30 protein-coding genes are annotated in these 25,934 nt (G+C 61.2%); 8 read left to right on the forward strand and 22 right to left on the reverse strand.

Annotation, left to right across the window (positions count from 1 at the left end; genetic code table 11):
* Positions 1-3: 3 nt before the first annotated feature.
* The 7 genes from gspG to gspM are packed head-to-tail and all read left to right on the forward strand — an operon-like array spanning position 4 to position 4,210.
* Entirely contained in the window at positions 4-459 is a 456-nt protein-coding gene (gene gspG, locus F8N12_RS20590; RefSeq protein ID WP_150582031.1) for a type II secretion system major pseudopilin GspG, read from the forward strand.
* Positions 459-926: a type II secretion system minor pseudopilin GspH gene (gene gspH, locus F8N12_RS20595; protein WP_150582032.1), complete on the forward strand. Its 468-nt coding sequence runs from the start codon at positions 459-461 to the stop codon at positions 924-926. The genes gspG and gspH overlap by 1 nt, the downstream gene beginning before the upstream one ends.
* Complete coding sequence (gspI, locus tag F8N12_RS20600; RefSeq protein WP_150582033.1) at positions 919-1,302, forward strand: type II secretion system minor pseudopilin GspI; 384 nt, start codon at positions 919-921, stop codon at positions 1,300-1,302. Before gspH ends, gspI begins: the two co-directional genes overlap by 8 nt.
* On the forward strand, positions 1,295-1,834 hold the full coding sequence (gene gspJ, locus F8N12_RS20605; RefSeq protein WP_150582068.1) for a type II secretion system minor pseudopilin GspJ: 540 nt from the start codon (positions 1,295-1,297) through the stop codon (positions 1,832-1,834). The genes gspI and gspJ overlap by 8 nt, the downstream gene beginning before the upstream one ends.
* A complete protein-coding gene (locus F8N12_RS20610; RefSeq protein WP_150582034.1) occupies positions 1,831-2,682 on the forward strand; it encodes a general secretion pathway protein GspK in 852 nt (283 codons plus the stop codon). The genes gspJ and F8N12_RS20610 overlap by 4 nt, the downstream gene beginning before the upstream one ends.
* Positions 2,679-3,785 carry a type II secretion system protein GspL gene (gspL, locus tag F8N12_RS20615; RefSeq protein ID WP_150582035.1) on the forward strand — a complete coding sequence of 369 codons (1,107 nt, stop codon included), beginning with the start codon at positions 2,679-2,681 and terminating at the stop codon, positions 3,783-3,785. Before F8N12_RS20610 ends, gspL begins: the two co-directional genes overlap by 4 nt.
* Positions 3,782-4,210: a type II secretion system protein GspM gene (gene gspM / locus F8N12_RS20620; RefSeq protein ID WP_150582036.1), complete on the forward strand. Its 429-nt coding sequence runs from the start codon at positions 3,782-3,784 to the stop codon at positions 4,208-4,210. The genes gspL and gspM overlap by 4 nt, the downstream gene beginning before the upstream one ends.
* Here the strand turns inward: gspM and F8N12_RS20625 are convergent.
* The gene (locus F8N12_RS20625) at positions 4,203-5,435 is read right to left on the reverse strand and encodes an MFS transporter (protein WP_412072157.1); all 1,233 of its coding nucleotides are present in this window, start codon (positions 5,433-5,435) and stop codon (positions 4,203-4,205) included. The two genes, gspM and F8N12_RS20625, sit on opposite strands and share 8 nt — an antisense overlap.
* Positions 5,436-5,602: 167 nt before the next feature.
* On the opposite strand from F8N12_RS20625, the gene F8N12_RS20630 reads away from it, so the two are divergent.
* Positions 5,603-6,505 (forward strand): LysR family transcriptional regulator, encoded by a 903-nt coding sequence (locus F8N12_RS20630; RefSeq protein ID WP_150582038.1) that lies wholly within the window; start codon positions 5,603-5,605, stop codon positions 6,503-6,505.
* A 295-nt stretch (positions 6,506-6,800) separates the two neighbouring features.
* Here F8N12_RS20630 and F8N12_RS20635 read toward each other — a convergent pair whose 3' ends face one another.
* The 21 genes from F8N12_RS20635 to F8N12_RS20735 form a co-directional block, all read right to left on the reverse strand.
* Positions 6,801-7,247 carry an excinuclease gene (locus F8N12_RS20635; protein WP_150582039.1) on the reverse strand — a complete coding sequence of 149 codons (447 nt, stop codon included), beginning with the start codon at positions 7,245-7,247 and terminating at the stop codon, positions 6,801-6,803.
* Positions 7,248-7,276: 29 nt separating this feature from the next.
* On the reverse strand, positions 7,277-8,503 hold the full coding sequence (locus F8N12_RS20640) for a beta-ketoacyl-ACP synthase (protein ID WP_150582040.1): 1,227 nt from the start codon (positions 8,501-8,503) through the stop codon (positions 7,277-7,279).
* Positions 8,503-9,231, reverse strand: a complete 729-nt coding sequence (gene fabG, locus F8N12_RS20645; RefSeq protein ID WP_150582041.1) for a 3-oxoacyl-ACP reductase FabG — start codon at positions 9,229-9,231, stop codon at positions 8,503-8,505. Before fabG ends, F8N12_RS20640 begins: the two co-directional genes overlap by 1 nt.
* Positions 9,228-9,689 carry a hotdog family protein gene (locus F8N12_RS20650; protein WP_150582042.1) on the reverse strand — a complete coding sequence of 154 codons (462 nt, stop codon included), beginning with the start codon at positions 9,687-9,689 and terminating at the stop codon, positions 9,228-9,230. Before F8N12_RS20650 ends, fabG begins: the two co-directional genes overlap by 4 nt.
* Complete coding sequence (locus tag F8N12_RS20655; RefSeq protein WP_150582043.1) at positions 9,686-10,882, reverse strand: beta-ketoacyl-[acyl-carrier-protein] synthase family protein; 1,197 nt, start codon at positions 10,880-10,882, stop codon at positions 9,686-9,688. Before F8N12_RS20655 ends, F8N12_RS20650 begins: the two co-directional genes overlap by 4 nt.
* On the reverse strand, positions 10,879-11,361 hold the full coding sequence (locus F8N12_RS20660) for a DUF3261 domain-containing protein (RefSeq protein WP_150582069.1): 483 nt from the start codon (positions 11,359-11,361) through the stop codon (positions 10,879-10,881). The genes F8N12_RS20655 and F8N12_RS20660 overlap by 4 nt, the downstream gene beginning before the upstream one ends.
* A 122-nt stretch (positions 11,362-11,483) precedes the next feature.
* Positions 11,484-12,209 (reverse strand): class I SAM-dependent methyltransferase, encoded by a 726-nt coding sequence (locus F8N12_RS20665; RefSeq protein ID WP_150582044.1) that lies wholly within the window; start codon positions 12,207-12,209, stop codon positions 11,484-11,486.
* Positions 12,206-13,453: an NAD(P)/FAD-dependent oxidoreductase gene (locus tag F8N12_RS20670; RefSeq protein WP_150582045.1), complete on the reverse strand. Its 1,248-nt coding sequence runs from the start codon at positions 13,451-13,453 to the stop codon at positions 12,206-12,208. The genes F8N12_RS20665 and F8N12_RS20670 overlap by 4 nt, the downstream gene beginning before the upstream one ends.
* Positions 13,440-14,600 carry a sodium:proton antiporter gene (locus F8N12_RS20675; RefSeq protein ID WP_150582046.1) on the reverse strand — a complete coding sequence of 387 codons (1,161 nt, stop codon included), beginning with the start codon at positions 14,598-14,600 and terminating at the stop codon, positions 13,440-13,442. Before F8N12_RS20675 ends, F8N12_RS20670 begins: the two co-directional genes overlap by 14 nt.
* Complete coding sequence (locus F8N12_RS20680; RefSeq protein ID WP_150582047.1) at positions 14,597-16,936, reverse strand: MMPL family transporter; 2,340 nt, start codon at positions 16,934-16,936, stop codon at positions 14,597-14,599. Before F8N12_RS20680 ends, F8N12_RS20675 begins: the two co-directional genes overlap by 4 nt.
* Positions 16,920-17,498 (reverse strand): outer membrane lipoprotein carrier protein LolA, encoded by a 579-nt coding sequence (locus F8N12_RS20685; protein WP_150582070.1) that lies wholly within the window; start codon positions 17,496-17,498, stop codon positions 16,920-16,922. The genes F8N12_RS20680 and F8N12_RS20685 overlap by 17 nt, the downstream gene beginning before the upstream one ends.
* Positions 17,499-17,656: 158 nt before the next feature.
* Positions 17,657-18,082 carry an acyl-CoA thioesterase gene (locus F8N12_RS20690; protein ID WP_150582048.1) on the reverse strand — a complete coding sequence of 142 codons (426 nt, stop codon included), beginning with the start codon at positions 18,080-18,082 and terminating at the stop codon, positions 17,657-17,659.
* Positions 18,075-19,619 carry an HAL/PAL/TAL family ammonia-lyase gene (locus F8N12_RS20695; protein WP_150582049.1) on the reverse strand — a complete coding sequence of 515 codons (1,545 nt, stop codon included), beginning with the start codon at positions 19,617-19,619 and terminating at the stop codon, positions 18,075-18,077. The genes F8N12_RS20690 and F8N12_RS20695 overlap by 8 nt, the downstream gene beginning before the upstream one ends.
* A complete protein-coding gene (locus F8N12_RS20700; protein WP_150582050.1) occupies positions 19,600-20,547 on the reverse strand; it encodes a glycosyl transferase in 948 nt (315 codons plus the stop codon). The genes F8N12_RS20695 and F8N12_RS20700 overlap by 20 nt, the downstream gene beginning before the upstream one ends.
* Positions 20,544-21,278, reverse strand: a complete 735-nt coding sequence (locus F8N12_RS20705) for a glycosyltransferase family 2 protein (protein ID WP_150582051.1) — start codon at positions 21,276-21,278, stop codon at positions 20,544-20,546. The genes F8N12_RS20700 and F8N12_RS20705 overlap by 4 nt, the downstream gene beginning before the upstream one ends.
* Positions 21,279-21,439: 161 nt before the next feature.
* The gene (locus tag F8N12_RS20710) at positions 21,440-23,119 is read right to left on the reverse strand and encodes an acyl-CoA synthetase family protein (protein ID WP_150582052.1); all 1,680 of its coding nucleotides are present in this window, start codon (positions 23,117-23,119) and stop codon (positions 21,440-21,442) included.
* Positions 23,116-23,661, reverse strand: coding sequence for a hypothetical protein (locus tag F8N12_RS20715; RefSeq protein WP_150582053.1), 546 nt, complete (start codon positions 23,659-23,661; stop codon positions 23,116-23,118). Before F8N12_RS20715 ends, F8N12_RS20710 begins: the two co-directional genes overlap by 4 nt.
* A complete protein-coding gene (locus F8N12_RS20720) occupies positions 23,658-23,912 on the reverse strand; it encodes an acyl carrier protein (RefSeq protein ID WP_150582054.1) in 255 nt (84 codons plus the stop codon). The genes F8N12_RS20715 and F8N12_RS20720 overlap by 4 nt, the downstream gene beginning before the upstream one ends.
* 9 nt (positions 23,913-23,921) lie before the next feature.
* Positions 23,922-24,197, reverse strand: coding sequence for a phosphopantetheine-binding protein (locus F8N12_RS20725; RefSeq protein ID WP_150582055.1), 276 nt, complete (start codon positions 24,195-24,197; stop codon positions 23,922-23,924).
* The gene (locus tag F8N12_RS20730) at positions 24,175-24,987 is read right to left on the reverse strand and encodes a lysophospholipid acyltransferase family protein (protein ID WP_150582056.1); all 813 of its coding nucleotides are present in this window, start codon (positions 24,985-24,987) and stop codon (positions 24,175-24,177) included. Before F8N12_RS20730 ends, F8N12_RS20725 begins: the two co-directional genes overlap by 23 nt.
* Positions 24,963-25,691, reverse strand: coding sequence for a beta-ketoacyl synthase chain length factor (locus tag F8N12_RS20735; protein WP_150582057.1), 729 nt, complete (start codon positions 25,689-25,691; stop codon positions 24,963-24,965). The genes F8N12_RS20730 and F8N12_RS20735 overlap by 25 nt, the downstream gene beginning before the upstream one ends.
* Between the last annotated feature and the right edge of the window lie 243 nt (positions 25,692-25,934).

Genomic DNA, 25,934 nt, shown 5'->3' on the forward strand with positions numbered 1-25,934 from the left:
ACAATGAAATCTCTGCGCAACACGCCGGGCGCACAGCGCGGTTTTACCCTGATCGAAATCATGGTGGTGGTGGTCATCATCGGTGTACTGGGCGCCATCGTGGTTCCGCAATTCATGAGCCGACCCGATCAGGCCAAAGTCACTGCGGCCGGGATCGACATCCAGGCAATTGCCACGGCGCTGGAAATGTATCGCCTCGATAACTTCAACTACCCCTCGACGCAGCAAGGGCTGGAAGCCTTGAGTAAACGGCCTTCCGGAATGCCCGCAGCGCGCAACTGGAACCCACAGGGTTACCTGAAGAGCCTGCCGGTCGACCCTTGGGGCACGCCTTATCAGTTCCTCAACCCGGGTGTGCGATCAACTGATGGCACCTACGATCTGTACTCTTTGGGCGCCGACGGCGTGGCCGGTGGCGAGGGACATGCGGCCGATATCGGCAACTGGGCAAATGACTGATGGGGCATCGCTGTCGGGGGTTTACTTTGCTGGAATTGATGATCGTGATGGTGGTGATAGGCATGTTAGTGGGCATGGTGGGCTTGGCCACCGGCCAGAATCCGGGGCGGCAAGCGCGAGAGCAAGCGCAAGTTCTTGCCGGCATTATTGGACAATTGCGCGAGCAGGCAGTACTTGATGGCCAGCAGTACGGCTTGCGTCTGAGCGTCGACGGCTATCGCGCGCTGAAGCTCGAAGTTCAAACCTGGAAACCGATGTCGCCGTTTTATCGATGGCCGGAAAACCTGCGGCTGCACCTCGAGCTCGATGGTCAATTCGTGAACCTGGGTGCGGACGAAGGAGCGCCGCACTTATTGATGCTCAGCAGCGATGAAACCAGCGCTTTTTCACTGACCTTTTCCAGTGAGAACACGACCTGGCTGACCCTCTCCAGTGACGGCATTGGTGAGACCGTGATCGATGGCTAGCCCGCTGGGGCGCAGGCGCGTGCGCGGGTTCACGCTGCTGGAGATCATGGTCGCGCTGGCGATTTTTTCGACTCTGGCGGCGGCCGTGCTGTCTGCCAGTCAATACGTTGTGAGACACACCGCTGAAATCCAGGACCGTCTGTTCGCCGCATGGCTGGCGGACAACCAGCTCAATGAGCTGCAGCTGCAATCCGGATGGGTCGTTGGGCAATCCCGACAGGTGATACCGATGGACCGACGAAACTGGTCGCTGCAACAACGCATCAGCGCGACCGGCGACCCGCGACTGCTTCGGGTCGACATCGAAGTCGGCCTTGCCGGACGCGAGCAGCCAGTGCATCGCGCCAGCGGCTGGGTTGCCAATCGTGATAATTAAGCAGAATGGTTTCACCTTGCTGGAGCTCGTCATCGCCATGGCGATTTTCGCTGTGCTCGGGCTTGCCAGTTGGGGGTTGTTCGATGGTGTGGTGCGCGTGCAGCAGGGCATTGGCGCGCATGAGCGCGAATTCAAACGCGTGCAACGCGCCGTCGCCGTCATTGAGAGGGATATGCTTCACGTCACCCGGCAGGGCTCTGAACTGACCCAGGGTTTGCTGCAAATGCAGCGCAGCAACTGGCGCAACCCGCTGGACCAAATGCGTAGTGAACGGCAAACGCTGGCCTACCGACTCGAAAACGGCGCGCTATGGCGGGAAAGCCGCGGCGAGCTCGGCTCACCTCAGCGGCAAAAGCTGCTCGACGATGTTCGCGGCCTGAGCTGGCGGCTATTTGATGCTCGATCCGGCTGGCGCACCGACTGGCCGGCCGGTGACGCCGAAGGAACGGCAATGGCGGTGGAGCTGCAATTATCGGTTGGGCGTTTCGAGTCGTTGCGCCGTGTGCTGCTGTTACCAGGCGCTCTGCGATGAACGGGCGCCAACACGGCATCGCCCTCATCAGTGTGTTGCTGGTAATGAGCCTGGCGTTACTGATTACCGGCGGCTTGCTGCGCAACCATCGATTGATGCTGCAAAGCACCGGGCAACAGTTGCAGCATCTGCATCTGCGTCAGCTTGCAACGGCCGGCGAAACCTTGGCGTTGTCGCTGCTGCAGGACGCCCTGCCAGCCTCGCAACAAACCGTCGACCTGACTCAGGACTGGGCGCGACTGGCCCCCGTTTTCGAGGTGGACGACGCGCAGATTCACATCGAAATCGAAGACCTCGCAGGGCGCTTCAATCTCAATTCGCTGCTCAGTCAGGGGAAAGTCAGTCAGGTCACACTTGATCGCTGGGCACGCTTGTTGGCACTCCTTGGGCTTGAGCAGGTGGAAATAAGCCAAGTGGGTGTTTTGCAGGAACTGAGTCAACTGCGGCTGCTCCCGGGCGTCGACGGACAATTTCTGCGCCAGCTTGAACCTTGGGTGGCGCTGCTGCCCGCCGAGGCGGCACTGAACATCAACACAGCGCCAGCGCAGGTTTTGCAGGCGCTGGAGGGCATAGAACGTGCAATGGCGGACGCGCTCGTTCGCCAGCGCTCGACACAGGCGTGGAAAAGTGTCCAGGCCTTCAGCAGCGATCCAATGCTCTCCGGTTCGGGCCTGACCACCCATGGGTTAGGCACCGGTAGCCGTTGGTTCCGCATCACCGTGCAGGTGTCCCAAGGGCTGCGCGCCTTGCGTCTGGCCACTGATATCGAGCGTGATAAGAAAACCGGTCGGATGACCATTGTACAACGACGCCTTCTTCCCCCCGGCGCCCATGAGATGCTGCGATGAATACCTGGCTTTATTTCACCCCTGAGGGTCTTGGCCAGTCTTCGACCGACTGGCCCTGCTGCATTTACTCGGCCACCGGTCTGCAGCAGTTGCTGCCGTTGGATCAAGTGGCACAGGCACTGAACGGTCGGCCGATCAATGTGTTGTTGCCAATGGAGCTGTGCAGTTGGGTCCGCAGCGATCCTTGGCCGTCGAGGCGCCAACCGGGTGCGCAAGCCATCGCCTATGCGGTGGAAGATCAATTGAGCGACGCTCTTGAGCGGTTGCACCTGAGTGCCGGGGCTCGCGACAGCGAAGGACGCTATCCGGTGATGGTGATCAATCGCGATCGATTGGGAAGAATCCTGGCGCTGCTGACCGATTCGGGCATCGAAGCACGCTCGGTGTTCGCCGATGCCGATGTGTTGTCGGCGGATCAACCAATCGGCGTCTGGTGGTTTGATCGCTGGGTGGTCGGAGGGACGCTGGGCGCGCGCATGGCGTTATCGCACGACGACATGAAACTGCTCAAACCAGCCCTGCCCATCGATGCACTTTGGTTTGACGAGCATCAGGCGGCGCAGGTCATCGAGCGATCGCTGACAGAGCCAAACGGCGGGGCAATCAACCTCCTGCAAGGTGACTTCATTGTGCGTGGCAAATGTCTGCCCTGGCGTTTGGCCGGCTTGAGCTTGCTGGCAGTGTTGCTCTTGACCTGGGGCGCCAGTGAAGCGCGAATCGGCTTTCTCTCCAGCCAAACCCGACAGCTTTCGGAACAAAACGTGCAGCGGTTCAAGGCGCTGTTTCCCGAGCAGCAGCGCACCGTCGATGTCGCGATGCAGCTCAAAGTGCTCCAGAGCCAGCGCGCGCAACCGCAAAACACGCGGATGGCCGACCTGGTGAAACTGATTGAACAAGTCGTCGGTGCCAGTCAGGTCGAGGTGCGGCGAATTGATTATCGCGTCGCTGACGGCTGGAAAATCCAGCTGACCGCGAATAGCTTTGCCGAGCTTGAACAGTTACGCGAACGCGGACGGCAGCAAGGCATGCCAATCAGACTCGACAGCGCAAGCAAACAAAGTGATCGGGTGCAGGCAACACTGACTCTGGAGGATGGAACATGAAAGCCGCATGGCATCGGATTTCCAGGCGCGAACAACAATTGCTCCAGGCGTTGAGTTTGTTCCTTCTGTTGGTGCTGGCATTCAGCCTGATCTGGCAGCCTACCCGCCAGCGCATTGACACTGCCGAACGCCATTATCAACAGCAACGAATGCTGGCAGTCCAACTGCAAAAGGTGCAACCGCAAGGGGGCAGCGCTGTCGTCTCGCAGCCCCTTTCACTGCAAATCAGCGAAAGTGCCGCAGCGGCGGGTCTCGATCTGGCTCAGATGGAAACCGATCACGAAGTGTTGCGCCTCGCCCTCAGCGGCGATGCGAAGGCGCTGCTGCACTGGCTCGACCGTGTCGAGCATGACGGCGCAACCTTGCAGGCGCTGACCTTGGAAAAGCGTGATTCAGTTCTTGAGGCCCGGGTGGTGCTTAAGTAGCCGAGGCGCTTCCCGGCAGCAACGGCAACTTCGCCAGTTTCAACGCAATCAGCAATGCCACCACCAGCAACGCGCCGATGAACAGACCGATCCCGTTCCACCCGCCCAGGTGCCAGAACACCCCGCCCGCGGTACCGGCGATGCTGGAGCCGGCGTAATAGCTGAACAGGTACAACGAAGAGGCCTGTCCTTTGGCTTTAAGGGCGCGGCGGCCGATCCAGCTGCTCGCCACCGAGTGCGCGCCGAAGAAGCCGAAAGTGAAGATCAACATGCCGGTGATCACCAGTACCAGCGGTGTGAACAGGGTCAGGGCAAGGCCGGCGAGCATCAAAGCGATGGTCGCCCAGAGAACCTTGCGGCGGCCGAGGCGGTCCGCCAGCGCACCGATTTTCGCCGAGCTGTAAATGCCCGACAGATACACCACCGACAGCAGTCCGACGTAGGCTTGGTCCATGTTGTAGGGCGCAGCCAGCAGGCGATAGCCGATGTAGTTGAACAGCGTGACGAAGGCGCCCATCAGCACGAAGGCTTCGAGAAACAACAGCGGCAGGCCGGCGTCACGAAAGTGCTGGGTGAAGCCGTCGAGCAGGCTGCGTGGATGCAGAGAGCGCGCACGGAAATTGCGCGATTCCGGGAGGATCTTCCAGAACACCGCTGCAGCGATCAGCGCCAGTGCGCCAATCACCAGCATCGCCGTGTGCCACGTGACAAAGTCGATCAAGACGCCGGTAATCAAGCGCCCGCTCATGCCGCCAATGGCATTGCCGGCAATGTACAGGCCCATCGCCAGGCCGATGTGTTGCGGGTGGATTTCTTCGCTCAGGTACGTCATGGCGACCGCCGCCAGGCCACTCAACGACAAACCAATCAACGCACGCATCAGCAGCACGCCGTGCCAGCTCGGCATCATCGAACTGGAAAGCGTGCACAAGGCTGCAGCAAACAGCGCCGCGACCATGACCGGTTTGCGTCCGACCCGGTCCGAGATCGGGCCGGTGATCAGCAGACCAAAAGCCAGCATGCCGGTCGCGACTGACAAAATCAGGCTGCTCTGCGCCGCATTGATGGAATACTCGCTGGAGAGCAACGGCATCATCGGCTGTACGCAATAGAGCAGCGCAAACGTCGCAAAACCACCGCAGAACAGCGCCAGCACTGTGCGCATGAACATCGGCGTGCCTTTCTCAATATAGATTTCCTTGAGCTCGGCCACGGCATCATCCAGCGCGGCGGGCGGGACTTCATGGGCGAGTGGAGCGACAGCAGTTTTCACGTCAGACCTCGGAGGGGCGCAGCCGGTCAGGCAATGGAAAAAGCATATAGCCGCCCAATGATTCAATCCAATATATTGTTCGACCTGTTTGAGAGGTTTTGCGACCTAATGAGGGTTTCATGGAATTGCGTCACCTGCGCTACTTCATCGCTGTCGCCGAAGAGTTGCACTTCGGCCGCGCCGCTCAGGCGCTGGGCATCTCTCAGCCGCCCCTGAGCCAGCAGATTCAGGCGCTTGAGCAGGAGGTGGGCGCGCGGTTGTTTGAACGAACCAATCGTCGGGTCGAGTTGAGCGAGGCCGGTCGACTGTTTCTGGAAGAAGCACGGCTGGTGTTGGCGCAGGTCGACAAGGCAGCCGACGTAGCAAGGCGCGCGCAGCTGGGCGAACTGGGCGAATTGAAGATTGGCTTTACCTCTTCGGCTCCGTTCAACTCGACCATTCCACAGGCGATCTTCGCGTTCCGCCAACGCTTCCCTGCCGTGCACCTGCATTTGCGCGAAATGAGCAGCACCCAAGTGGCCGATGCGCTGGTCGATGAGTCGATAGAAGTGGGGATCATGCGGCCGCTGGGATTGCCGGACTCGCTCAGTGTGGTGGAGCTGATGCGTGAGCCCTTGGTTGCTGTGCTCAGCTCCAAGCACCCGTTGGTCGCTTCGAGCGAGGAAGGATTATTCCTGTCAGCCTTGGCGCTCGAGCCTTTCGTGTTTTTCCCGCGCAGTTACGGCAGCGGTCTGTATGCGCAATTGCTGAGCCTGGCGCGGGACGCGGGATTCAGCCCGCATTTCGCCCAGGAAGCGGGGGAAGCGATGACCATCATCGGCCTGGTCGCGGCGGGGCTTGGCGTATCGGTGTTGCCGGCGTCGTATCAGCGGATGCGCATTGACGGCGTGGTCTATCGACCTTTGCTGGACCCTGCAGCGGTGTCGGCGGTGTGGCTGGTGCAGCGCAAGGATCAGAAGTCGCCGATGGCGAGGGCGTTTGTGGAGTTGTTGACGAGGAGGGTTGAGCCGTTGGAAGGGTGACCGGGGACTGCTGTCCGAGCAAGTGAAACCATTACCTTGAAACCACATCGCCCCTGTAGCAGCTGGCGCAGCCTGCGTCCGGTTGCGTCCGTTTGCGCTGCAGCCGCATAAGGCTGATGCGCCGCGTCGTTTGACTGCGATGTACTGGTTAACGACCGCTGAACAGCTGGGGCAGCCAGACGCAGGCTGCGCCAGCTGCTACAGGTCGGGGCGTTGCTGCGGGTGGACGCAGGCTGCGCCGGCTGCTACAGGATGCCGTCGTTGCAGCGAGCGATAGCGCTCGCGAACTACGGGCTTACTGAACCTTGGCCAGATCCCCTTTCAACGCAACGCCCGCCATGATCGCGCCGGCGTGGCACTCGTAGTTTTTGGCGTCCTTGCGCTCGTTGCTCTTGTAGAAGCTGACGATGTTGGTCACTGCGTTAGCGCCGGCGTTTTTCGCGGCTTGGTGCAGGCTGATGATGGCCGATTGCGCAACCCATTCGCAGGCAACTTCGTCGGACTTGTTGAAGGCATTGGTTTTCTTGTTGGTGACCGCGCCCGGGCTGACGACGGTGACTTGGCCGGCCGGTGTGTTACCAGCGAGGTAGAACTTCACGCTGCCGTCGATTTTGCCGGCCCGGGTGGCTTCGGCAACAGCTTTGTCCAGCGGCAGGTACACCGCGGTGTCACGCGCCTGGCTGACGGCAGGGAGCGTGCAGATAAGCAGAGCGGCGGCGGTAGCAATTTTCTTGAGTTGCATGAGGTCTCCTTGACCTTGTGAGTGTTGAGTTACGACCAGCGACGGAAGATCAGCGAAGTGTTGACGCCGCCGAAAGCAAAGTTGTTGTTCATGACGTACTGATTGCTCATCTGGCGAAACTCGCCGCGCAAGTAATCAAGCTTTCCGCAGTGCGGATCGACCTCATCGAGATTGAAGGTGTGTACGTACTGGTCGCGGTTCATCATTTCGATGCTGAACCAGGATTCCAGCGCACCGCACGCGCCCAGCGTGTGGCCGAGGAAACTCTTCTGCGAACTGATCGGCATGTGCTCGCCGAACAACGCACTGGTGGCCAGTGTTTCAGCGATGTCGCCCTGTTCGGTCGCGGTGCCATGACCGTTCACGTAGCCGACATCCGATGGCTGCAAACCGGCATCTTCCAACGCCAGTTCCATTGCCCGGCGCATGGTCACCTGTTCCGGTCGTGTCGTGTGCTGACCGTCGGCATTGCTGCCGAAACCCACCAGTTCGGCATGGATATGCGCGCCACGCGCCAATGCGTGCTCGAGTTCTTCAAGCACCAGCATGCCGCCACCCTCGCCAATTACCAGACCGTCGCGACCGCTGTCGTAAGGGCGTGGCGAGGTCTGCGGGGCATCGTTCTTCAGGCTGGTGGCGTAGAGCGCGTCGAAGACCATGGCTTCGGTGGGGCACAGTTCTTCAGCACCGCCCGCGAGCATGAGCGGCAAGCGGCCGAACTTGATCGACTCGTACGCGTAACCGATGCCCTGGCTGCCACTGGTGCAGGCGCTGGACGTCGGTATGAGCCGACCGGTGAGGCCGAAGAATATGCTGATATTCGCAGCGGTGGTGTGAGGCATCATCCGCACGTAGGAGTTGGCGTTCAGGCCCTCAGCTACCGAGTTGAGCAGCATGTTGCCGAACGCCTTGATCTCGTCGGTGCTGCCTGTGGATGAGCCGCACGCTACGCCCATGCGGCCGTCCTTGATCAATTCGTTGCCGAGCAATCCGGCGTCGGCCAGCGCCCGCTCGGCTGCACCCACGGCCAGGCGCGAGACTCGGCCCATGCTGCGCAGTTGCTTGCGAGTCCAGTGGCCTGGAACCTTGAAATCATCGATCGGCCCGGCCAGTCGCGTGTTGAGTTCGGTAAAACGATCCCACTCGTCCATTCGCCGAATGCCGCTGCGGTTGGCTGCGAAATGGCCGGCGATGGTTTCCCAATCGCTACCCAGTGAAGTGATGCCGGCCATGCCAGTGACGACGACGCGCTTCATCAGCAAAGGCCTCCGTTGACGGCCAGAACCTGCCGGGTGATGTACGACGCTTCCGCCGACATCAGGAAATTGACTGCACCGGCCACCTCTTCCGGGGTGCCCATGCGTTGTGCGGGGATCATTTTCATCAATTCTTCCACCGGCACGTTTTCATCTAGCATCGCTGTGTCGATCAGGCCGGGAGCGACACAATTGACGGTAATCTTGCGTTTGCCCAGTTCGATCGCCAACGCTTTTGCCGCGCCAATCAGACCGGCCTTGGAAGCGCTGTAGTTGACCTGTCCGCGGTTGCCGATCAGCCCGGAGACCGAGGTGATGCAGACGATCCGTCCGGGAGCGCGACGCCGGATCATCGGCATCATCACCGGGTGCAACACGTTATAGAAACCGTCGAGGTTGGTGCGCATCACGACGTCCCAATCATCCTCGCTCAGCGCCGGAAAAGCACCGTCGCGGGTCAGGCCGGCATTGAGCACGACGCCGTAATAGGCGCCGTGAGCTTCGACATCCGCTTCGAGAATGGCTTTGCAGCTGGCACGGTCGGCCACGTCGAATTGCAGGACCCGCGCTTGGCGCCCAAGTGCCTGGATTTCACTTTGCACGGCGATGGCATCCGCGAGACCGCTGCGGCAGTGCAGGACGATGTCATGCCCGGCCTGGGCCAGACGCAAAGCGATGGCGCGGCCGATGCCACGGCTTGAACCGGTGACCAGTACAAATTCAGTCATGACCGGACTCCTATGGATTCATCAAGATAGTGGGCAGGCTGTGGCGGTCGATACACGTTCAGACGCGCGGTCGCGTGAATGCCGGGTGCATTGATATGGCATTCGAACACGCCCATGCCGTTGTCATCTTCCAGTGAGCGAATGCCATGAACGGTCAGTTCGGTGCCCAGTGGGAAATGCTCGACGTTGCATTCGAATTTACGTGTGCCCAACAGAAATCCTAACGCCAACGGATCGCTGCGCTGGCGTGCATGGCAGCCTGCGTACGCGGCCACACTCTGCGCCATCAGTTCGATGCCGACCCAGGCCGGCAGGCTGCCGTCGGGCCGGTTGAACAGGCCTCCGGGCCTGACCGTCAGGCGGGTGTGAATCTGCTCTTCGTCGAACGACAGGATCTGCTCGATGAGGATCATGTCGCCCGCATGGGGCAACAGTTCGGCGAGCGGCCAGTCAATCATGGGGCGTCTCCGATAATCAGGCTGACGTTGTTGCCACCGAAAGCGAATGAATTGCTCATCAGGTAGCGAGGTGCAATGGACGTCAGGCGATCGGCCGGGGTCACCCATTTCAACGGTGGCAGGTCGGGATCGGGCTGGCCGTCCCAAATATGCGGCGGCAGAGCATGCTCAGTGTTGGCAGCGCTCAGGCTCAGCCAGCAGAAAGCCGCTTCCAGCGCACCGGCTGCGCCGAGGGTATGACCGGTCATCGGTTTGCTCGACGAACATGGCACGCCGGACGGGAACAGCGTCGTCACCGCCAGGCTTTCCATGGCGTCGTTGTGCTGAGTGGCAGTGCCATGCAGGTTCAGGTAATCAATCTGCCCGGGTTGCAGGCCGGCGCGGCTCAAGGCTTTGCGCATTGCTTGCAGCGCTCCACGGCCGGTCGGCTCCGGGGCGGAGATGTGATGAGCGTCGGAGCTGGCGCCGCTGCCCAGCAGGGCGATAGGTGAGCCGGCGCCTGCGCGCCTGGTCATCAGGAACAACACCGCGGCTTCGCCGATATTAATGCCGTTACGGTTCACTGAGAACGGGTTGCAGCGTTGTTCCGACACCGCTTCCAGCGCCGAGAACCCATTGAGTGTGAGCTTGCATAAACTGTCCACACCACCGCACAGCACCGCATCGCACAAGTTCAGATCCAACAGGCGCTGAGCGCTCATCAATGCCCGAGCACTGGAGGTGCACGCCGTGGAAATCACGTAAGCCGGACCGCTCAGCTGCAACCAGTCTGCGAGAAAGTTCGCCGGCGCGCCGAGTTCCTGTTGCTGATAGTCGTAATCGGCCGGGAACTGCTGCTCGCGGATGTAATGAGCGAGCCCACGGCTGGCTTCGTCGATTCCCGACGTGCTGGTGCCGAGGATCACGCCGATGCGGTCACGTCCGTAAGTCTGGATCGCCAGGTCTATGTCCGCGCGAATCTGCAGCGCCGCTTCCAGCAGCAATCGATTGTTGCGGCTGCTTTGGTTGGCCAGCTCCGTCGGGATAGTGACCAGTTCGCCACGTACGGCGGCTACCGGCAGTGAGCGTTCCGGCACCCAGCCGGTTTCGTCGCGCAGGCCGGAGCAGTCACCGCCAAGCAGGTTGCGTGCGACTTCATCCTTGCCGCGACCCAGCGCGCAAATCACGCCAAGGGCGTTGAGGTAGGCGGTCATGGTATTTCACCACTCAGGGGCGAGACTAGGTACTGTGGACCTTTGGGTAGATTCAATTGAAAACTCGCCGGTTGCGAGTAGCGCACCTCCCAGTGCTCGGGCAGAGAACGCTGCGCGCCGTGCTGCCATGCAGCAGGATATTTGCCGCGCAATTCATCCTTGGGCGTCAGCGCGAACAGTATTGCCGCGAACAGCGCCCGGGCTTCAGGATTGGGTGGCAGCAAACCATCGGCCTGCCATTCGCCATCGATCAGTTTCTGCCGCGCCTGCGGAATGCCCAGAAGGTCCATCATCGACCAGCGAATTCCCGGCCCCTCACGCGCAATCACCAGTACCCAGTCCTGGCGTTGTTCAGCCTCGATGCGCTGGATGTGCAACTGCTGCGGCAACGTCAGGTTGGGCGCTTGTTCGGGCAACGGCGCATTGTTGGCGCAGGCGCTGAGCAGCATCATGCCGCCCAGCAATAGAAACCTCAGAATATCCACTATCCCTGTGGGAGCGGGCTTGCTCGCGAAAGCAGTCTTACATTCAATAAAGTTGTCGACTGACACTGCGCTTTCGCGAGCAAGCCCGCTCCCACAGGATTGAATTACACCGAAAATCAAACTGCACCTTCCAGCGGCTTGCGCGCGACCACATTAACCAGGGTTTCTTCCCGTTCGCCGAACGGCTTTGGCCGGCGCAGACGCAAACGTTCAAGCAGCCCGAAGTCCTTGGCGCGGCTCCACCACAAGTACGGATACGACACATTCTGCGCCTCGAACTCGAAACCCTCGCGGCGAAGCATTTCAAGGTAGCCGGCGGCGCTCTTTTGCACATGCATCGGATGACGGAACAACCAGCGGATGACCCACGTATCGATGTAGGCCTCGGTGGACTCGGCGAACAGCAGATAACCGCCCGGCTTGAGCACACGGTAGAACTCGGCGAGCGCTTTGTCCTGCTCCACCAGATGATGGAACGTCTGATGGCAGAACAGCAAATCCACGCTCGCGTCTGGCACGGCAAGCGTCGCGCAGTCACTGCCGATCAGTTCGACGTCCATGCCTTGGCGGACGGCTTCTTCGCTGCTCAGCGCCAGGCTGTGCGGGTCGGCATCGACGCCGATCAGGCGCTGCGGCGCGAAAGTCTGGTGCAGGTACTGGAACGACTTGCCTTGACCGCAACCGGCATCCAGCAACACTGGATGCGAAGGCAAAGGTTCGCTGAACAGGCTGCGCAAATCATTGATTGCCACGCGCAGTACATGGTGCTGCCACGTGTAGCTGCGCAGGAACCAGAAACCGAACCGGGTTTCTTCGACGTAGTGTTCGCTGAGGTAATTCACGAAGCGTCACTCGCGCATATTTCCGAGAGCATGCGCAGCCGTCGCTTGGCTTCGCTGACAAACGGATTGCGTTCATCCCAGGCATACCCGGCCAGAATCGAGCTGATCATGCGGCGAATTTCAGCTGAGCCACCCGCGTGATAAATCACGTCCTGAAACGTCCCGGCGTACCAGCCTTCCACGTAGCAGCGGAACGTGTCGACACCGCGCTTCAGTGGGTCGGCGAACTCGGTCTGCCAGTCGACGCTTTCGCCTTGCAACTGACGGTGCAACACGCCGGCGGCCATGCTCGCCGAACGCATGGCGATGGTCACCCCGGAGGAGAACACCGGGTCGAGAAATTCCGCCGCGTTGCCGAGCAGCGCAAATCCCCGACCGTGCAGGGTCTTGACGTTGGCCGAGTAGCCGCCGATGGTGCGCGCCGAGGTATCCCACACCGCATTCTCCAGTACGCCGGACAAGCTCGGCGTTTCGGCAATGAAACCCCGCAGGCAGTCGTCCAGGTTATCGCTACGACCTTCGAAGTGTTGCGCTGCTGCGACCACGCCCACCGAGCAACGGCCGTCGCTGAACGGGATGGTCCAGAACCACACGTCGCGTTTGGTTGGGTGGGTGGTAACGAGGATTTTCGTGCGGTCAAATGCCGGGTGGTCGATGTGATCTTCGACGTGGGTAAAAACTGCCTGGCGCACCGGAAAGTTCGACGGTGCTTCAAGGTCGAGCAAACGCGGCAGGACCCGGCCGTAACCGCTGGCGTCCAGCATGAAATTCGCTTCGATGCTGTACTCGCTGCCATCCTCACGCCGCACGCCGAGCCGTGGTTTTGCCTGTTGGATGTCGACGTTGACGATCGCTTCGCCGTAGCGGATTTCCACACCTTGCAGCGCCGCCTGATCGGCCAGGAGTTTGTCGAAGTCGGCACGCAGGACCTGGAATGTGGTCGGCTTGCCGTTGCTGAACGTGTCGCCGAAATCGAACGCGCTGTACTGCTCGCCCCAGGCAAACGCAGCGCCGGTTTTCAGCTGGAAACCGGCGGCGTTGACCGCTTCGAGCATGCCCGCTTCCTCGACGAAATCCAGGCAGTGCGAGAGCAGACTTTCGCCAATGGAAAATCGCGGGAAATGCTGGCGCTCGATCACCAGCACATCGTGCCCCTTGCGTTTGAGCAGCGCCGCGGCAATAGCGCCGGAAGGCCCGGCACCAATGACGACTACCTGACGACGTTCCATTTCAACGGTTGGCATGGGGGCTCCTTGCCGGTAAGGCAGTTTTCAAAGGAATACGGTGCATGCCGGCCAATGCCGGTAGCAGTGTGGCGATCAGGCCCATCAGCATCAGCGCAAAATACAGCGGCGCGCTGATGAGTTGCTGTTGCAGCAGCAGGTTGAGGAAAACGATCTCGCTCAAGCCGCGAATATTCAGCAGCACACTTTCGCGCCAGCGACTGGCACCCGCAAATGAGGCGCCGGCCCAGCCGAGGCCCAGCCAGTTGCCGAGCAATTTGCTGGCAATCGGCAGCAGCAACAAGGCTGCCAATTGCACCACGCTCAGGCTGACCATGGCGCTGTGAACGTTGATCTGGACGACGCCGAACGTGAGGATCAGTGGGATTGCCACCCAGCTCTGCAAACGGTTCATCCAGACCGCCGGGATCGGTAGCACCAGCGGTATTTTCAGCGCTGCCATGCACAGCAGGTAACCGATGCCGACGATCAGCGCATTGAGTTTGTAATGCTCGGCCACCACCAGCAGCGTGAAGAAAACCCCGCTATACAGCCGAGGCTGACGCATGCCGATCACGCGCAGCAGCAAAGGCACGCACGCGCAGGCCAATGGCAACAGCAGACTGCTCAGGTGCAGGCTTCCCTGGGCGATGGCGAACAGCGTCCAGCACGTCAGGTCGATGACGATTGCAGTCTGCACCAGACGCCGGGTGGCGGCGGCCGGATAGCCGATATGCAGCAAGTACAGGTACAGCACCGGAATCGCCGTAATGGCGAACAGTAAACCGACCGCCAGCGAACTGAGCCAGGGTTGCGGCGGCAGCAGCCAGATCGCCGTCGCCAGACCGCAAGCGAAGGGCACGCAGAAACTCGGCAAGGCAATTTTCAGGCTCTGGCGATCCAGGCGCAGATCGATCACGTCGCTGAGAATGTAACCCAGCAGCAAAGCGAAACTCAGGCTGTAGAGGCTGTTCAGCCAGATCGGCGCGACCAGTGCCGCGCCGCTTAGTTGCCATTGGGGTTCGATCCAGAAGTACATCAGCAGCGGTAATCCGAGTGTCGCCAGCAGCAACTGGCTGACGATCGGAATCAGGCCGAAATGTCGACCGACGCGAGTGGCGACGGCGAACAGCGCCAATGCCATCGCCCAGAACAGGATGACCATCATGCGGCTGGCTCCACGACAGTGGCGGCATGCACCTGACGGCCAGCCCACGGCGCCAGCATGAAGCTGAAGGCCAGCCCGAGGCTCACCGACAGACCGAAGCTGCTTACCGCCGGCGTGCTCGACACCGCCAGCAGACCGAACGACAGCCACGTGGTCAGTGCCGCGAGCAAGGTGCCCAGCAGGCTCACAGCGGCGCCGCCGACCTGCTCGCGCATGAGAATTGCGTAATCGACGCTGATCGCCGTCACCAGCAGCAGGCCGAACAGGCTGAACAACGTCAGCGGCTGTCCCAGCCAGCCGAGGCTGGCGAGACTGCACAGGGCCGCCAGCAGTGGCAGGGTAACGATTCGCAGGGCGCCGCCCCAGCCGAATGGCAGGATCAGCACCAGTACGATCAACACGCACGAAGCCAGTTTGAGTTCGGCGGCGCTGATCTGCGTTTGGGCGAACACTGCGTTCAATTCACCCAGGCGATCCACCAGCTCCACGCCCGGCAGATCCAGCGCCTGCACCCGCAGCAGCGCCGGATTATTGAGGCCCTGCAGACTGACCATCGCCGCCACGCCGTCCTCATTCGCGCCCAGCCACAATGCGCGATAGGGTTCTGCCAAGGGGCCGATCAATGCGCCGTTGATGTCTTCAGCAGGTAGCGCTTGCAACGTCGCCAATTCGGTTTGCAGTGCAGCGGCCGGCACTCCGAGGTCGAGCAGCGGTTGCCAGAACTGCGGCAGCTTTTTCAGTGCTTCGCGCACTGCGAGCTGTTCGCTTGGCTGACTGACCAATTGATCCAGTGACAGGTAGCCCTGCAGCTTTTCCAGGTTGACCAACTGATCCAGCCGCTCGCTCAAGGCACTCAAGCGTTCGAGCAACTGCTGCTCATCAGCCGCTCGCACCAGGAAAAACTGGCTGGTGGGTTGATAGCCGGTGATGCGTGCGATGGTTTGCGCATCGTCAGTCAATTGCTGCGGTGCGCCAACCCATTGGCGAATGTCGTTTTTGCTCTCGAGTTGCAGCACGCCCGCGACGCAGAAAGCGATCAGCAGCGCCAACAAAGCGGGCGTGCTGATGCGCTTGAGCAGGGCCTCGCGAATGCCCAGCAGACATTCCGATATCTGCAGCGGCCACTGCGCCGGACGCAGGTCCGCGCCCTTGAGCAACGCCGGCAGCAAGCACACCGCTGACAGGTAAGCGCCGATTAGCCCGGCGGCTGAGAACACGGCAATTTGCGTCAGCGCCGGGAAAGGCGTCCAGGCCAGCGCCAGGTAACCGATGCAACTGGTGATCAGGCTCAGCGTCAGGCCGGGCAACGTCAGGCGCAACGCCGGCCAGCTGTGCCAGGGTTTCAGGCTCCAGCTCTTGGACAGGTAGTGCAGCGGGTAATCGACGGCGACACCGATCAGGCTCGAACCCAGCACCAGGGTCATCACGTGCATGTGGCCAAACAGCGCCACGCAAGCGACGGCGCCGAACAACATGCCGACCAGCACCGGCACAAATGCCAGCAATACCCGCCAGCGTCGGAACGCCAGCAACAGCAGCAACAGAATACCGACCGTGGCGCCGCCGCCGACCCAGGTCATCTCGCGGGAGGCCTGTCGCTGACCGGCGGCTGCGTAGAGCAAACCGCTGGCAGCCAGCACTTGCACGTTTGACTTCGCAGCGTCCGCGCGGGCTTTTTCGAGCAGATCGGCCACGCGCAGCGGCAGGTTCATGTCGAACGCGTCGCCAGTGGTCGTTGCGCGCAGCAGCACCCAGCTTTTGCCTTCAGCGTCGGCGATCAAGGCGCCGCTGCCGATGTCCAGCTGCACCGAACCGTGTTGCGGCTGGCTGTTCTGAATGCGCCCGGTCAGGCCTAGCCAGTCGTCCTGGCCGGGCACCAGACTGAAGCCGCTGAACGGGTCGAACAACGATTGCACCCGTTGCTGAATGAACGTGTCGGGATGCTCGATGAGCTGTCGGCGATCCTCTGCCGCCAGCATCGCCAGCCGCCCTTGCAGCAGTTGCGTACGCAGCGCCGGCAAGTCCGCTTGCAGGTTCCACTGGACCTTTTCGAACACGCCACTGGCCTGCCACTGCTCGCCGAGTTGCTGCGCCATGGCGACCGCCTGCTGGCGATCGGCATGCCCGACCAGCGCCAGCATTTCGCGGTTCAGCGGTTCCTGCATGCGTTGCTCGGCACGCAGTTCCAGCGGATCCGGCGCAGTACCGGGCGCCAGGTCCATCAGGTTGGCCGACAACGGAGCGCCGTCACGCCATTGCCAACCGGCGAGCGCAAGCACCGCCAGCAGCAGGATCAAAAACAGCCGTGGGAGCATCCGTTCACTCGGCAAAATCATGCTTCTCCGTATCGCTCAGCGGTTGCGCGCTGGTGCTGTCCTGCATGCGCAGCATTGTGCTGTCGCCTTGGGTTTCGAGCAGTTCGATGCTGTGCACAAGGTCGCCGCCGGCGATGTTGATCTGATTGAACACCTGCTTGAGCAGCAGCGACCGCGGGATCAGCGTGAGCTTCCAGTCCTGTGCGCTGCCATTCAACGACAGCTCGAAATCGCGCTGCAAACCGCTGCTGTCGCCTTGCAGCACGGACAGGAACAAGCGGTTCTGCTCAGCCCCGGCACTTTTGCCCGGCAACATCTGCCAGCCATTGGCGTCACGGCGGGCGATGCCTTTGGCGTTGATGCGGTAATCCTGCTGCAAAGGCGTTTTCAGCAGCCACAGCAGGCCATGCTGTTTCGACAGCACAAACGTGCCCTTGCTGGTCAGTGGGTTGGGCAGCGCGCGCAGGTATTTTTCCTGAGTGAAGTTACCGTGGATCACCTCGGGTTTCGCCAGCTGGTCGCTGAGCTGTTGCAGGTCGAACGCCTGTGCCAGTGACGAAAACCCTATCGCCATGACGAACATGTAGCAGCTGCCGAGCCCGCGAGGCTGCGTCCGGCGGCGAAGCCGTCGTAAAACCTGCATCCGCGGTTTATCGGATGAAGCGCAAGGCGACTGCTGCGCCCGAGCGTGGGTTGGCCGACGCAGGCTGCGCCAGCTGCTACAGACGATTTTTAGCAGGTTCATCGCAGAATCCTTTCAACAGCATCGGTGAAGACCTTCGGCGAGGCCAATTGCATTTCCCGGCTGCTCATTTCGACCGCCACCTGCACGGTGCAGGCACGGGTCAAGCGCTCGCCGGTTTGCAGGTCGCTGATCAGGTAGTTGATCTTCAGACGGTTCTCCCACTCCACGAGATTTGCGCGCACGTTCAGCTTCTGGCCGAATACGGCGCCGCGCACATAGCGCAGTTGCAGGTCGATGACCGGCCAGGCGTAACCCGACTCGACCATCGCGGTGTAGTTGTGGCCGATCCGGTCCAGCAGCGCGCAGCGGGCAACTTCCAGATATTTGACGTAGTGGCCGTGCCACACGACGTGCATGGTGTCGACGTCGAAAAACGGCACGAGGATTTCCGTATCGACGTGAAGCACTCCTTTGCTACGCATGCAGCCTCCAGTGTTGTTCGGCGATACGTTGCAGGCACAGGCGCAATTCGCCTTCCAGTGCGCGGTCTTCAATGACCGGCGGGAAGTCCCTGGCCAGTGCTTCGTGCATGGCGGCGAGCGCTGGCGGCAATGGGCGCGCATCCTCGGCCTTGCTGCGCAGCCACACGCCCTGATTGGCGGCGAGCAGGGTGGCGGCGGCGACCTGTTCGGTCAGTTCCAGCACCCGGATCGCATCACGGGCGGCGATGGTGCCCATGCTTACTTTGTCCTGGTTGTGACATTCGGTGGAGCGCGAGAACACGCTGGCCGGCATGGTGTTTTTCAGGGCTTCGGCGGTCCAGGCGCTGGTGCCGATCTGCACCGCCTTGAAGCCGTGATTGAGCATCGCACGTTCAGCGCTGGCGCCAGACAGGTTGCTCGGCAAGCCGTGGTTGTAACGCTCGTCCACCAGCAAGGCGAGTTGCCGATCGAGCAAGTCAGCGACGTTGGCCACAAGGTTCTTCAGGCTGTCCATGGCAAAGGCGATGTGGCCGCCATAGAAGTGCCCGCCGTGCAGCACGCGTTCGGCCTCGGCGTCGATGATCGGGTTGTCGTTGGCGCTGTTGAGTTCGATCTCGATGAACGAACGCAGCCAGCTCAGGCTGTCAGCCAGCACGCCGAGCACGTGCGGCGCACAACGCAGGGAATAACGGTCCTGCAGGCGATGCAACGGCGCGGTCGGCGCGTCGATGGCCAGATCCTTGCGCAACCACGCGGCGACTTGCATCTGGCCCGGATGAGGTTTGGCGGCAAACAGGCGCTCGTCGAAATGCTCGGGATTGCCTTGCAGCGCGACCACGTTCAGCGCGGTGATGCGTGTGGCCAGTTGCAGCAGGTAATCGGCGCGGGCGAAGGCGAGGCAGGCCAGACCGGTCATCACTGCAGTGCCGTTCATCAACGCCAGCGCTTCTTTGGGGCGCAGCACCAGCGGCGACCAGCCCAGTTCGCGATGGACGTCGGCCGCTTGCCGGCGCTCGCCACGGAACATCACTTCGCGTTCACCGGACAGGGTGGCGGCGACGTACGACAGTGGCGTCAGATCCCCGCTGGCGCCCACCGAACCTTCTTCCGGGATCAGCGGCAGGATGTCGTGGTGCAGAAATCCCTGAAGCCGTTCCAGCAGCTCGACTCGCACCCCTGACACACCGTGGCACAACGACTGCAAACGCGCAGCAAGCACCGCGCGAGTCGCCTGAGCATCAAGCAATCTGCCCAGGCCACAGCCGTGGAACGTGTAGAGATGCCGCGGCAATGCTTCGACGTGGTGCAGCGGAACAGCGACCACGCAGGAATCGCCATAGCCGGTGGTCACGCCATAGATCACGCCTTCCTTGTCCAGAAGGGAGTCGAGAAAGCGTGCGCCCTTGGCGATGCGTTCGCGATACGCGGCGTCGTCTTGCAAGTGCGTTGGCGCCTGACGATTTGCTGCCGCCAGCACGTCTTCGATGCGCAAAGGGAGTTCGCCGAAGGTTACCGGCTCAAGCGTTGGCGTCGTCATCGGTCTTCCAGAAAGGGTAAAAGTTAAACCATTGTTGAGGCGCTTCGAGGCAATAGTGGCCCAAGCGTTCGGCATAGCGGGAGGTCCACTGATGAATGACCTGCTCGCGGTCGCTACGCTTCCACACCACAGCGTCGGCGAATGGCTCCAGGGTCAGGCGATACTCGCCGGTCGGTTTTTTCAGGCAGAGCAGCAGATTGACCGGGCACTTCAGCAGTCCTGCCAGCAACCATGGACCTTGTGGGAATGCGGCCGGATGACCGAGAAAGTCCACCGTCACGCTGCGCCCGCCATGCAGCGGCACACGGTCGCCGGCAATCGCCAGCCACTCGCCACGTTCCAGGCGTTCATGCAGTTGCAACATGATCACCGGGTCGAGTTCGCTGACCTGGATCAGGCGCAGATTGGTTGCGCCGGCCTCGCCCAGCAGGCGGTTGAACTGCTCGGCATGCTTGGTGTGCACCAGCACGTTCATCGTGACTTGTTCGCCAATCTCGGCCAGGGCGCGGCAGACTTCGAGGTTGCCCAAATGTGCACCTACGAGCAATTGTCCGCGACTGCCGCGCAGCTGGTTGCGCAGCAGCGCCGGATCGATGATTTCGATCTGCTTGATGCTCAGTTTGCCGTTCCATACGTCGAGTTTGTCGAGCATGGAATCGGCGAACGCCATGAACTGGCCGAACACGCGCCAGTGGGTCGGGCGCACTTCCATGCGACCGCTCCAGTCGGCCAGCCGATGCTGGTATTGCCAGGCGCTGTGGCGGGCACTGCGGCCAAACAGGAAAAAGTAAAGGACGATGCCGTACAGCAGCGGGCTCAGCAACCTGCGCCCAAGTAGCCTGGCAGCGGTCGCAGTGAATTTCATCAGCCAGAAACTGCCGCGCTCCTGGCGGTCTGCCCAGTGCTTTTTATCGGTATCTCCACTCATGCTCGCCACCGCCGCCAGAGGATCAACGGTGCCCGCAGCAACATGGCGAAGAACAGGCGCGTGTGCATGCTGGAAATCAGCACGTTGTCGTGGAACATGCGGAAATGCGATACGCCGTCCAGCGGGTAGTGAACTTTGGTTGGCAGCCACCGCATTGGCTGATTGCGCCACGCCAGACGGACCAGAATGTCGGAATCGAAATCCATGCGTTTGCCGATTTTCGCGCTGTCGATCAGTGCGAGCGTGGGTGGCAGAGGGTAAACGCGGAAGCCACACATGGAATCGCGGATCTGCAGCGACAAGGTATTGATCCAGACCATTACGTGGGTCAGGTATCGTGCGTACAAACGGCCTTTAGGCACGCTGGCATCGTATTGCGGATAGCCGCAGATGACAGACTCCGGGTGCGTGAGGGACTGTTCGATGAAGAGGGCAACATCCTGCAAATCGTGCTGACCGTCGGCGTCGACCTGCAAGGCATGAGTGAAGCCCAGGCGCGAAGCTTCGCGCAGGCCGGTCATCACGGCGCCGCCCTTGCCCTGATTGGCGGCAAGCCGGATCAGGTAAACGCTCTCGCGCCCGGCCAACTGATCCAGCACCTGCTCGCAGGCCTGATCACTGGCGTCGTCTACCAGAATGCACGGCAGGCTGCAGGCGATCAGCGCCTCTACAACGCTGGTGATAGCCCTTTCGTGGTTGTACACCGGAACGATGGCGCAGGGCTTATGCATAAAGTTTCACCCCGCCCATGTAGCAGCTGGCGAAGCCTGCGGCGGAGTGAGCAGCGCTCGCTTCAACAACGCACCGATTATTTCGAAGTACGACGAGCGGCGAACGACGACCGCTTCGCGCTCGGACGCAGCCTTCGGCAGCTGCTACAGGGGTGCTGGACCTAACCACGGGCGTTCTCCAGCAAAATTCGTCCGCTGGAACAGGTGGCCGTTTCGTTGCGGTAGGAGAAATACAGTTTGCTGCGACCGGTGTCGAAGCGCAGGTGCAACTGGATTTCATCGCCGGGGCGCACCAGTTGCTGGAATTTCAAAACTTCCATGCCGGCGAACCGCTCAGGTAGCACCATCAGTCGCTGAGCCAGACTCAGCGCCCAGTCTACCTGGACCACACCGGGCAATACCGGCGCCTGCGGGAAGTGACCGCTGAAGTACGCCAGGTCTGGCGGCACGGCGATCTGCAAATTCCATTCGCCCTCGGCTTCAACCTGCTGCAGCACTTCCGGCGTTCGCGGGCGTGGCGCCAGCAGCAAAGCGTCGACCTCCGCCTGAGGCAGTTTGCCTTGGGCGTTGAGCGGTAATTGCCGCAGCAGGCGCCAGCGTCGCGGCAAGGCGAGAGCTTCACAATGCTGGCGCAAATGTTGGCGCAGTTGCCCGGTGAGGGTGCGTCGGCCCTGATTGCGCAGTGCATGCAGGCCCGACTCGCTCAGCACCAGCAACGCGCCGAGCGAGGCTCGGTTCTCCTGCACCACGCCCAGACGCGCCTCGGCGACCCATTCATGGTCCGCCAGCGCCTGTTCCAGCATCGGCAGTGAGATGCGTTTTTCTTCCAGTTTGACGATTCGGTCGAGCCTGCCCAGCAACTGGAAGCGGCCGTCCGCTTCTATGCGCGCGGCATCCGCTGTGTGCTCGACGTGGCCGGACGGTAAATAGGGTGAGGCGATCAGCAACGCGCCGTCATTGTCCTGGCTCAATTCAACGCCTGCGAAGGGTTGCCACAGGTCGTCGCCCTCGCGCCAGGCAATGCCGCCGGTTTCAGAACTGCCGAGGATTTCCGTCGGCCACTGCTGCAAACGCTGCTGAAGACGGTGTGCCGCCTCGGCCGGTAACGCACCGCCGGAGGAAAATACTCGGCTGACTGCGCTCAACGCCGGCCAGTCGAGGTTGTCGCCCATGCGCTTGAGTAGCGCCGGGCTGGCGACCCAGGCGAATGCCGGATATTCGCGGCTGGCGCGCTGCAGATCTTCCGGGAACGCCAGTTGCTTGCGCACGAACGCCCGCCCGGCGCATAGCGGCCACAGCACCCGAAACAGCAGACCGTAGATGTGCTGGGTCGCAACACTGCCGATGATGCAGGCGTTGCCGAGACCGGCGCCCCACAGCAGCTGCAGCGCTTCGACCTCGTTGGCCAGTTGGCGCAGGGTTTTGTCGATGCGCTTGGGTTCGCCGCTGGAGCCGGAAGTGCACAGGCTCAGGGCGCAGCGATCCAGATCGAGTGCGGCGGCCGGCAATGGCGGATGCAGGAAATCCCTCACATGCGCGTCATCAGCCTGATCGGTCAGCCACACTTCCACTTCATCCGACCAGCGCTGACGCGTGTGAGCCTGCAAGTCGGCAGGCAGCAGCACGCTGACGCCTGCGCGCCAGGCACCCAGCAAGGCAATCGCCAGGTCGGCGGCGTCTTCGAGGTGCACGGCAATACGTTGCACACCTTGGGCCTGCAGACCGGCGGCCAGGCTCAAGGCCCTGGCGCACAGCTGGGCGTGATTCAACTCCGGGTCGGCCGTCACGGCCCGCTCCGGTTGAGCCTTGAGCAGCAGTTGCTCAAGTTTTATCCAGTTCATGGGTGGCCTCGTACCCGTTGTCGTATCAGCCATTCAATGGCAAACAGCAGGCCCATCAATCCGTAGGAAATCAGGCCGGTATACAACATCCACCAACTCAGCGGCGCCCAAAGGGTAAGGGCGGCGGCGAGCAGGCCGTTAAAAAGAAAAAATACACACCAGACGAGCGTTACCTGGCGGGTATAAATAATCGCTTTATGTGGCAAGCGAGGTTCGCGCAGGCGCGCGAGACGCTCGATCATTGGCGGGCCATATTTAAGGCTCAAACCGAACAGGCCGAGCATGAATGCACTGATCAGTACCGGATACCAGCGCAGCAACAGCGGGCTGTCGAACACTGCCAGCAGCACGCAAAACACGATGGCGCAGATTGCCATCCACAAGCTGCCCGGGCGCCGCCCTCCGAACATCGCACGCGCCAGCCACAGGCTGCCCAGCAGCAGGCCGAACTGCCACGGCGCGAAATGTTCCATGCCGAAATACACCGCGAAGGGGTACAGCAGGCCCGCCAGCAGCAGGCCGAGGCCGATCATTCGGCTCATGCGGCCGGTTGAACCAGACGGTAAACCGCCTCGACCACGTCGCTGACCGTGCGTACGGATTTGAATTCTTCGGCAGCAATTTTCTTGCCGGTCTGACGCTTGATGTGATCGATCAGGTCGACCGCGTCGATACTGTCGATTTCCAGGTCCTGATACAGGTCGGAATCAAGACTCACACGTTCCGGCTCCAGCTCGAAGAGTTCGACCAGGGCATCGCGCAAGGTATTGAAAATGTCGTCACGAGTTTGCATGGTCCGGTCTCAAGCTGCCTGTTTTGCAGTGACAAATGCCGCAAGGCTCGCCACGTTGCTGAAGTGATTGCGAGTGTCTTTGGCGTCGGCATCAATTTTGATGCCGTATTTTTTTTGAATCGCCAGGCCGAGTTCCAGAGCGTCGACGGAGTCCAGCCCCAAGCCATCGCCGAACAAGGTCTGGTCATCGCCAATGTCGCTGGCGCTGATGTCTTCAAGTCCCAGAGCTTCGATGATCAGTTCTTTGATTTCGTGCTTGAGGCTAAGAGTGTGTAGATCGCTCATCTTCGGCGAGCTCCTTAGTAAAGTAGGAATGCAGGTAATCATTGAGCTTGCGCGAGGCTTGCGGCGCAGGGGCCAGCGCGGCGAAGGCCTGTGGGTCTATATCGGCCCCGACACGAAAACTGAAGTGCACGCGGCGTTTCGGGATCCGATACCACGGTTCGGCCTTGGTCAATGTGGTGGGGCTGACCTTGATGATCACCGGGGTGAGGATTTTCGCACCGCGCACCGCAATCGCAGCGCCGCCCCGATGAAAGGCCGGCGGCTCGCCTGGCTGGGTACGAGTGCCCTCGGGAAAAATGATCAGCGTCTGGCCACTTTTCAGCGCGTCAGCCGCGGCGTCGAGCATATCCATACTGCCGTCGTTGCTGATGTATTCGGTGCAGCGCAGCGGGCCACGGGTAAAGGGGTTTTCCCAGAGGCTTTGCTTGACCACACAGTTGGCATGGCGTACCAGACCGATTAGGAAGACCACGTCGATAAGAGACGGATGATTGGCGATGATCATCTGTCCGGGCCTGCCCAGTTTTTCCGCGCCGTGAAAGTCGTAAGTCAGTACGCCGGTGCGGGCCATGAATTGAACAAAAAACCAGAAGCAGCGGCTGACCGTCCGTCTTGCACGTAGCCGGTGGGTCTGGGCATCCCCGGGAAAGCAACCCAGCAACGGGAAAATCACCAGGCGCAGGCACAGCCCGCCCAACCCGAACAGGGCGAAACTAGCGGCAGTGGCCAGCAAGCGCCAGTAATAGGCGTCGCGGTTTTTTCCGTTTACGGGTTGCGTTGCCAGGTCCATACGCGCTTTTTCCAGGCATGTTGGCAGGTGGTCTGCTGGCCGAGCAGAGTACGCAAGAGATTCAGGGCATGGGGCCAGTTAGCGGTGGGCACGTCGGCAGATGTACTGCTGAGGGACAACTGCCAGTCGTTTCCGGAGGTGAGCAAGAACGCCACCGCATAAGGGAACGGTACGTCATCGATCCAGGCCGAATAGGCTTCAGGCGGCTGCTCCTCGGCCACTATCAACAGGACCGCGGGAGCGCCTTCGTTGAGCAGAGCGGCGGCCTCTAGCATGCCGTGTTCAAGCCCGTCACCGGCCGCGGCGAGTGCCGTCATTTCGCTGGTCTCGCCACGCATGATCGACCACAAACCGATAACGGCATTGTGCACTGACAGACTGAACTGAGTGGGTGATAGCGGCTCATCGGCGGCGAGATCGCTGAGAATTTCGAAGGTGCGCGGGGTTTCGCCGTGACGGGAAATATAGACCAACGGCAGATCGTGGCGACCATCGGCCAGAGGCCAGCCAACACTGAACGCCATTCGCGCCAAGCGACTGAGCCGCCGTCGCTGCATGGCAGGTAGAAACGCAACGTCAGGGGCGGCATCTCTGCCCTGAAGCACGACCGGCTGTCGGCTCCAGGTCTGCCAATCGTCCACGCTTTCGAGCCCAGGGGCCCAAGCGCGCCATTGGGCGATGTTGAAGTTGATCAAGGCATTCATCCCGCCCCTGCGGGCTTTTCCTGACGCAGTGAGTCGCAAAGCCGCGATTCTGCTGACGTGACGCCAAGCGCCGAGTGGCGCGCATTATCCCGGTGCAGCGGGCGTGTAGCAAATGTTGGTTACATTTTGCTCAACAAAACAGGCCGGTTGGTCGGTGCTGAGCTGTCGTTTGGCCATTATCCATATCTTCATGGGGAAATCTGTCAGCTCCGGTCCCCAAGTGCGCGTTGAGTTTTCAGCTGA

The sequence above is a fragment of the Pseudomonas fluorescens genome (assembly GCF_902497625.1).
GTDB classification, from domain to species: Bacteria; Pseudomonadota; Gammaproteobacteria; order Pseudomonadales; family Pseudomonadaceae; genus Aquipseudomonas; species Aquipseudomonas fluorescens_BQ.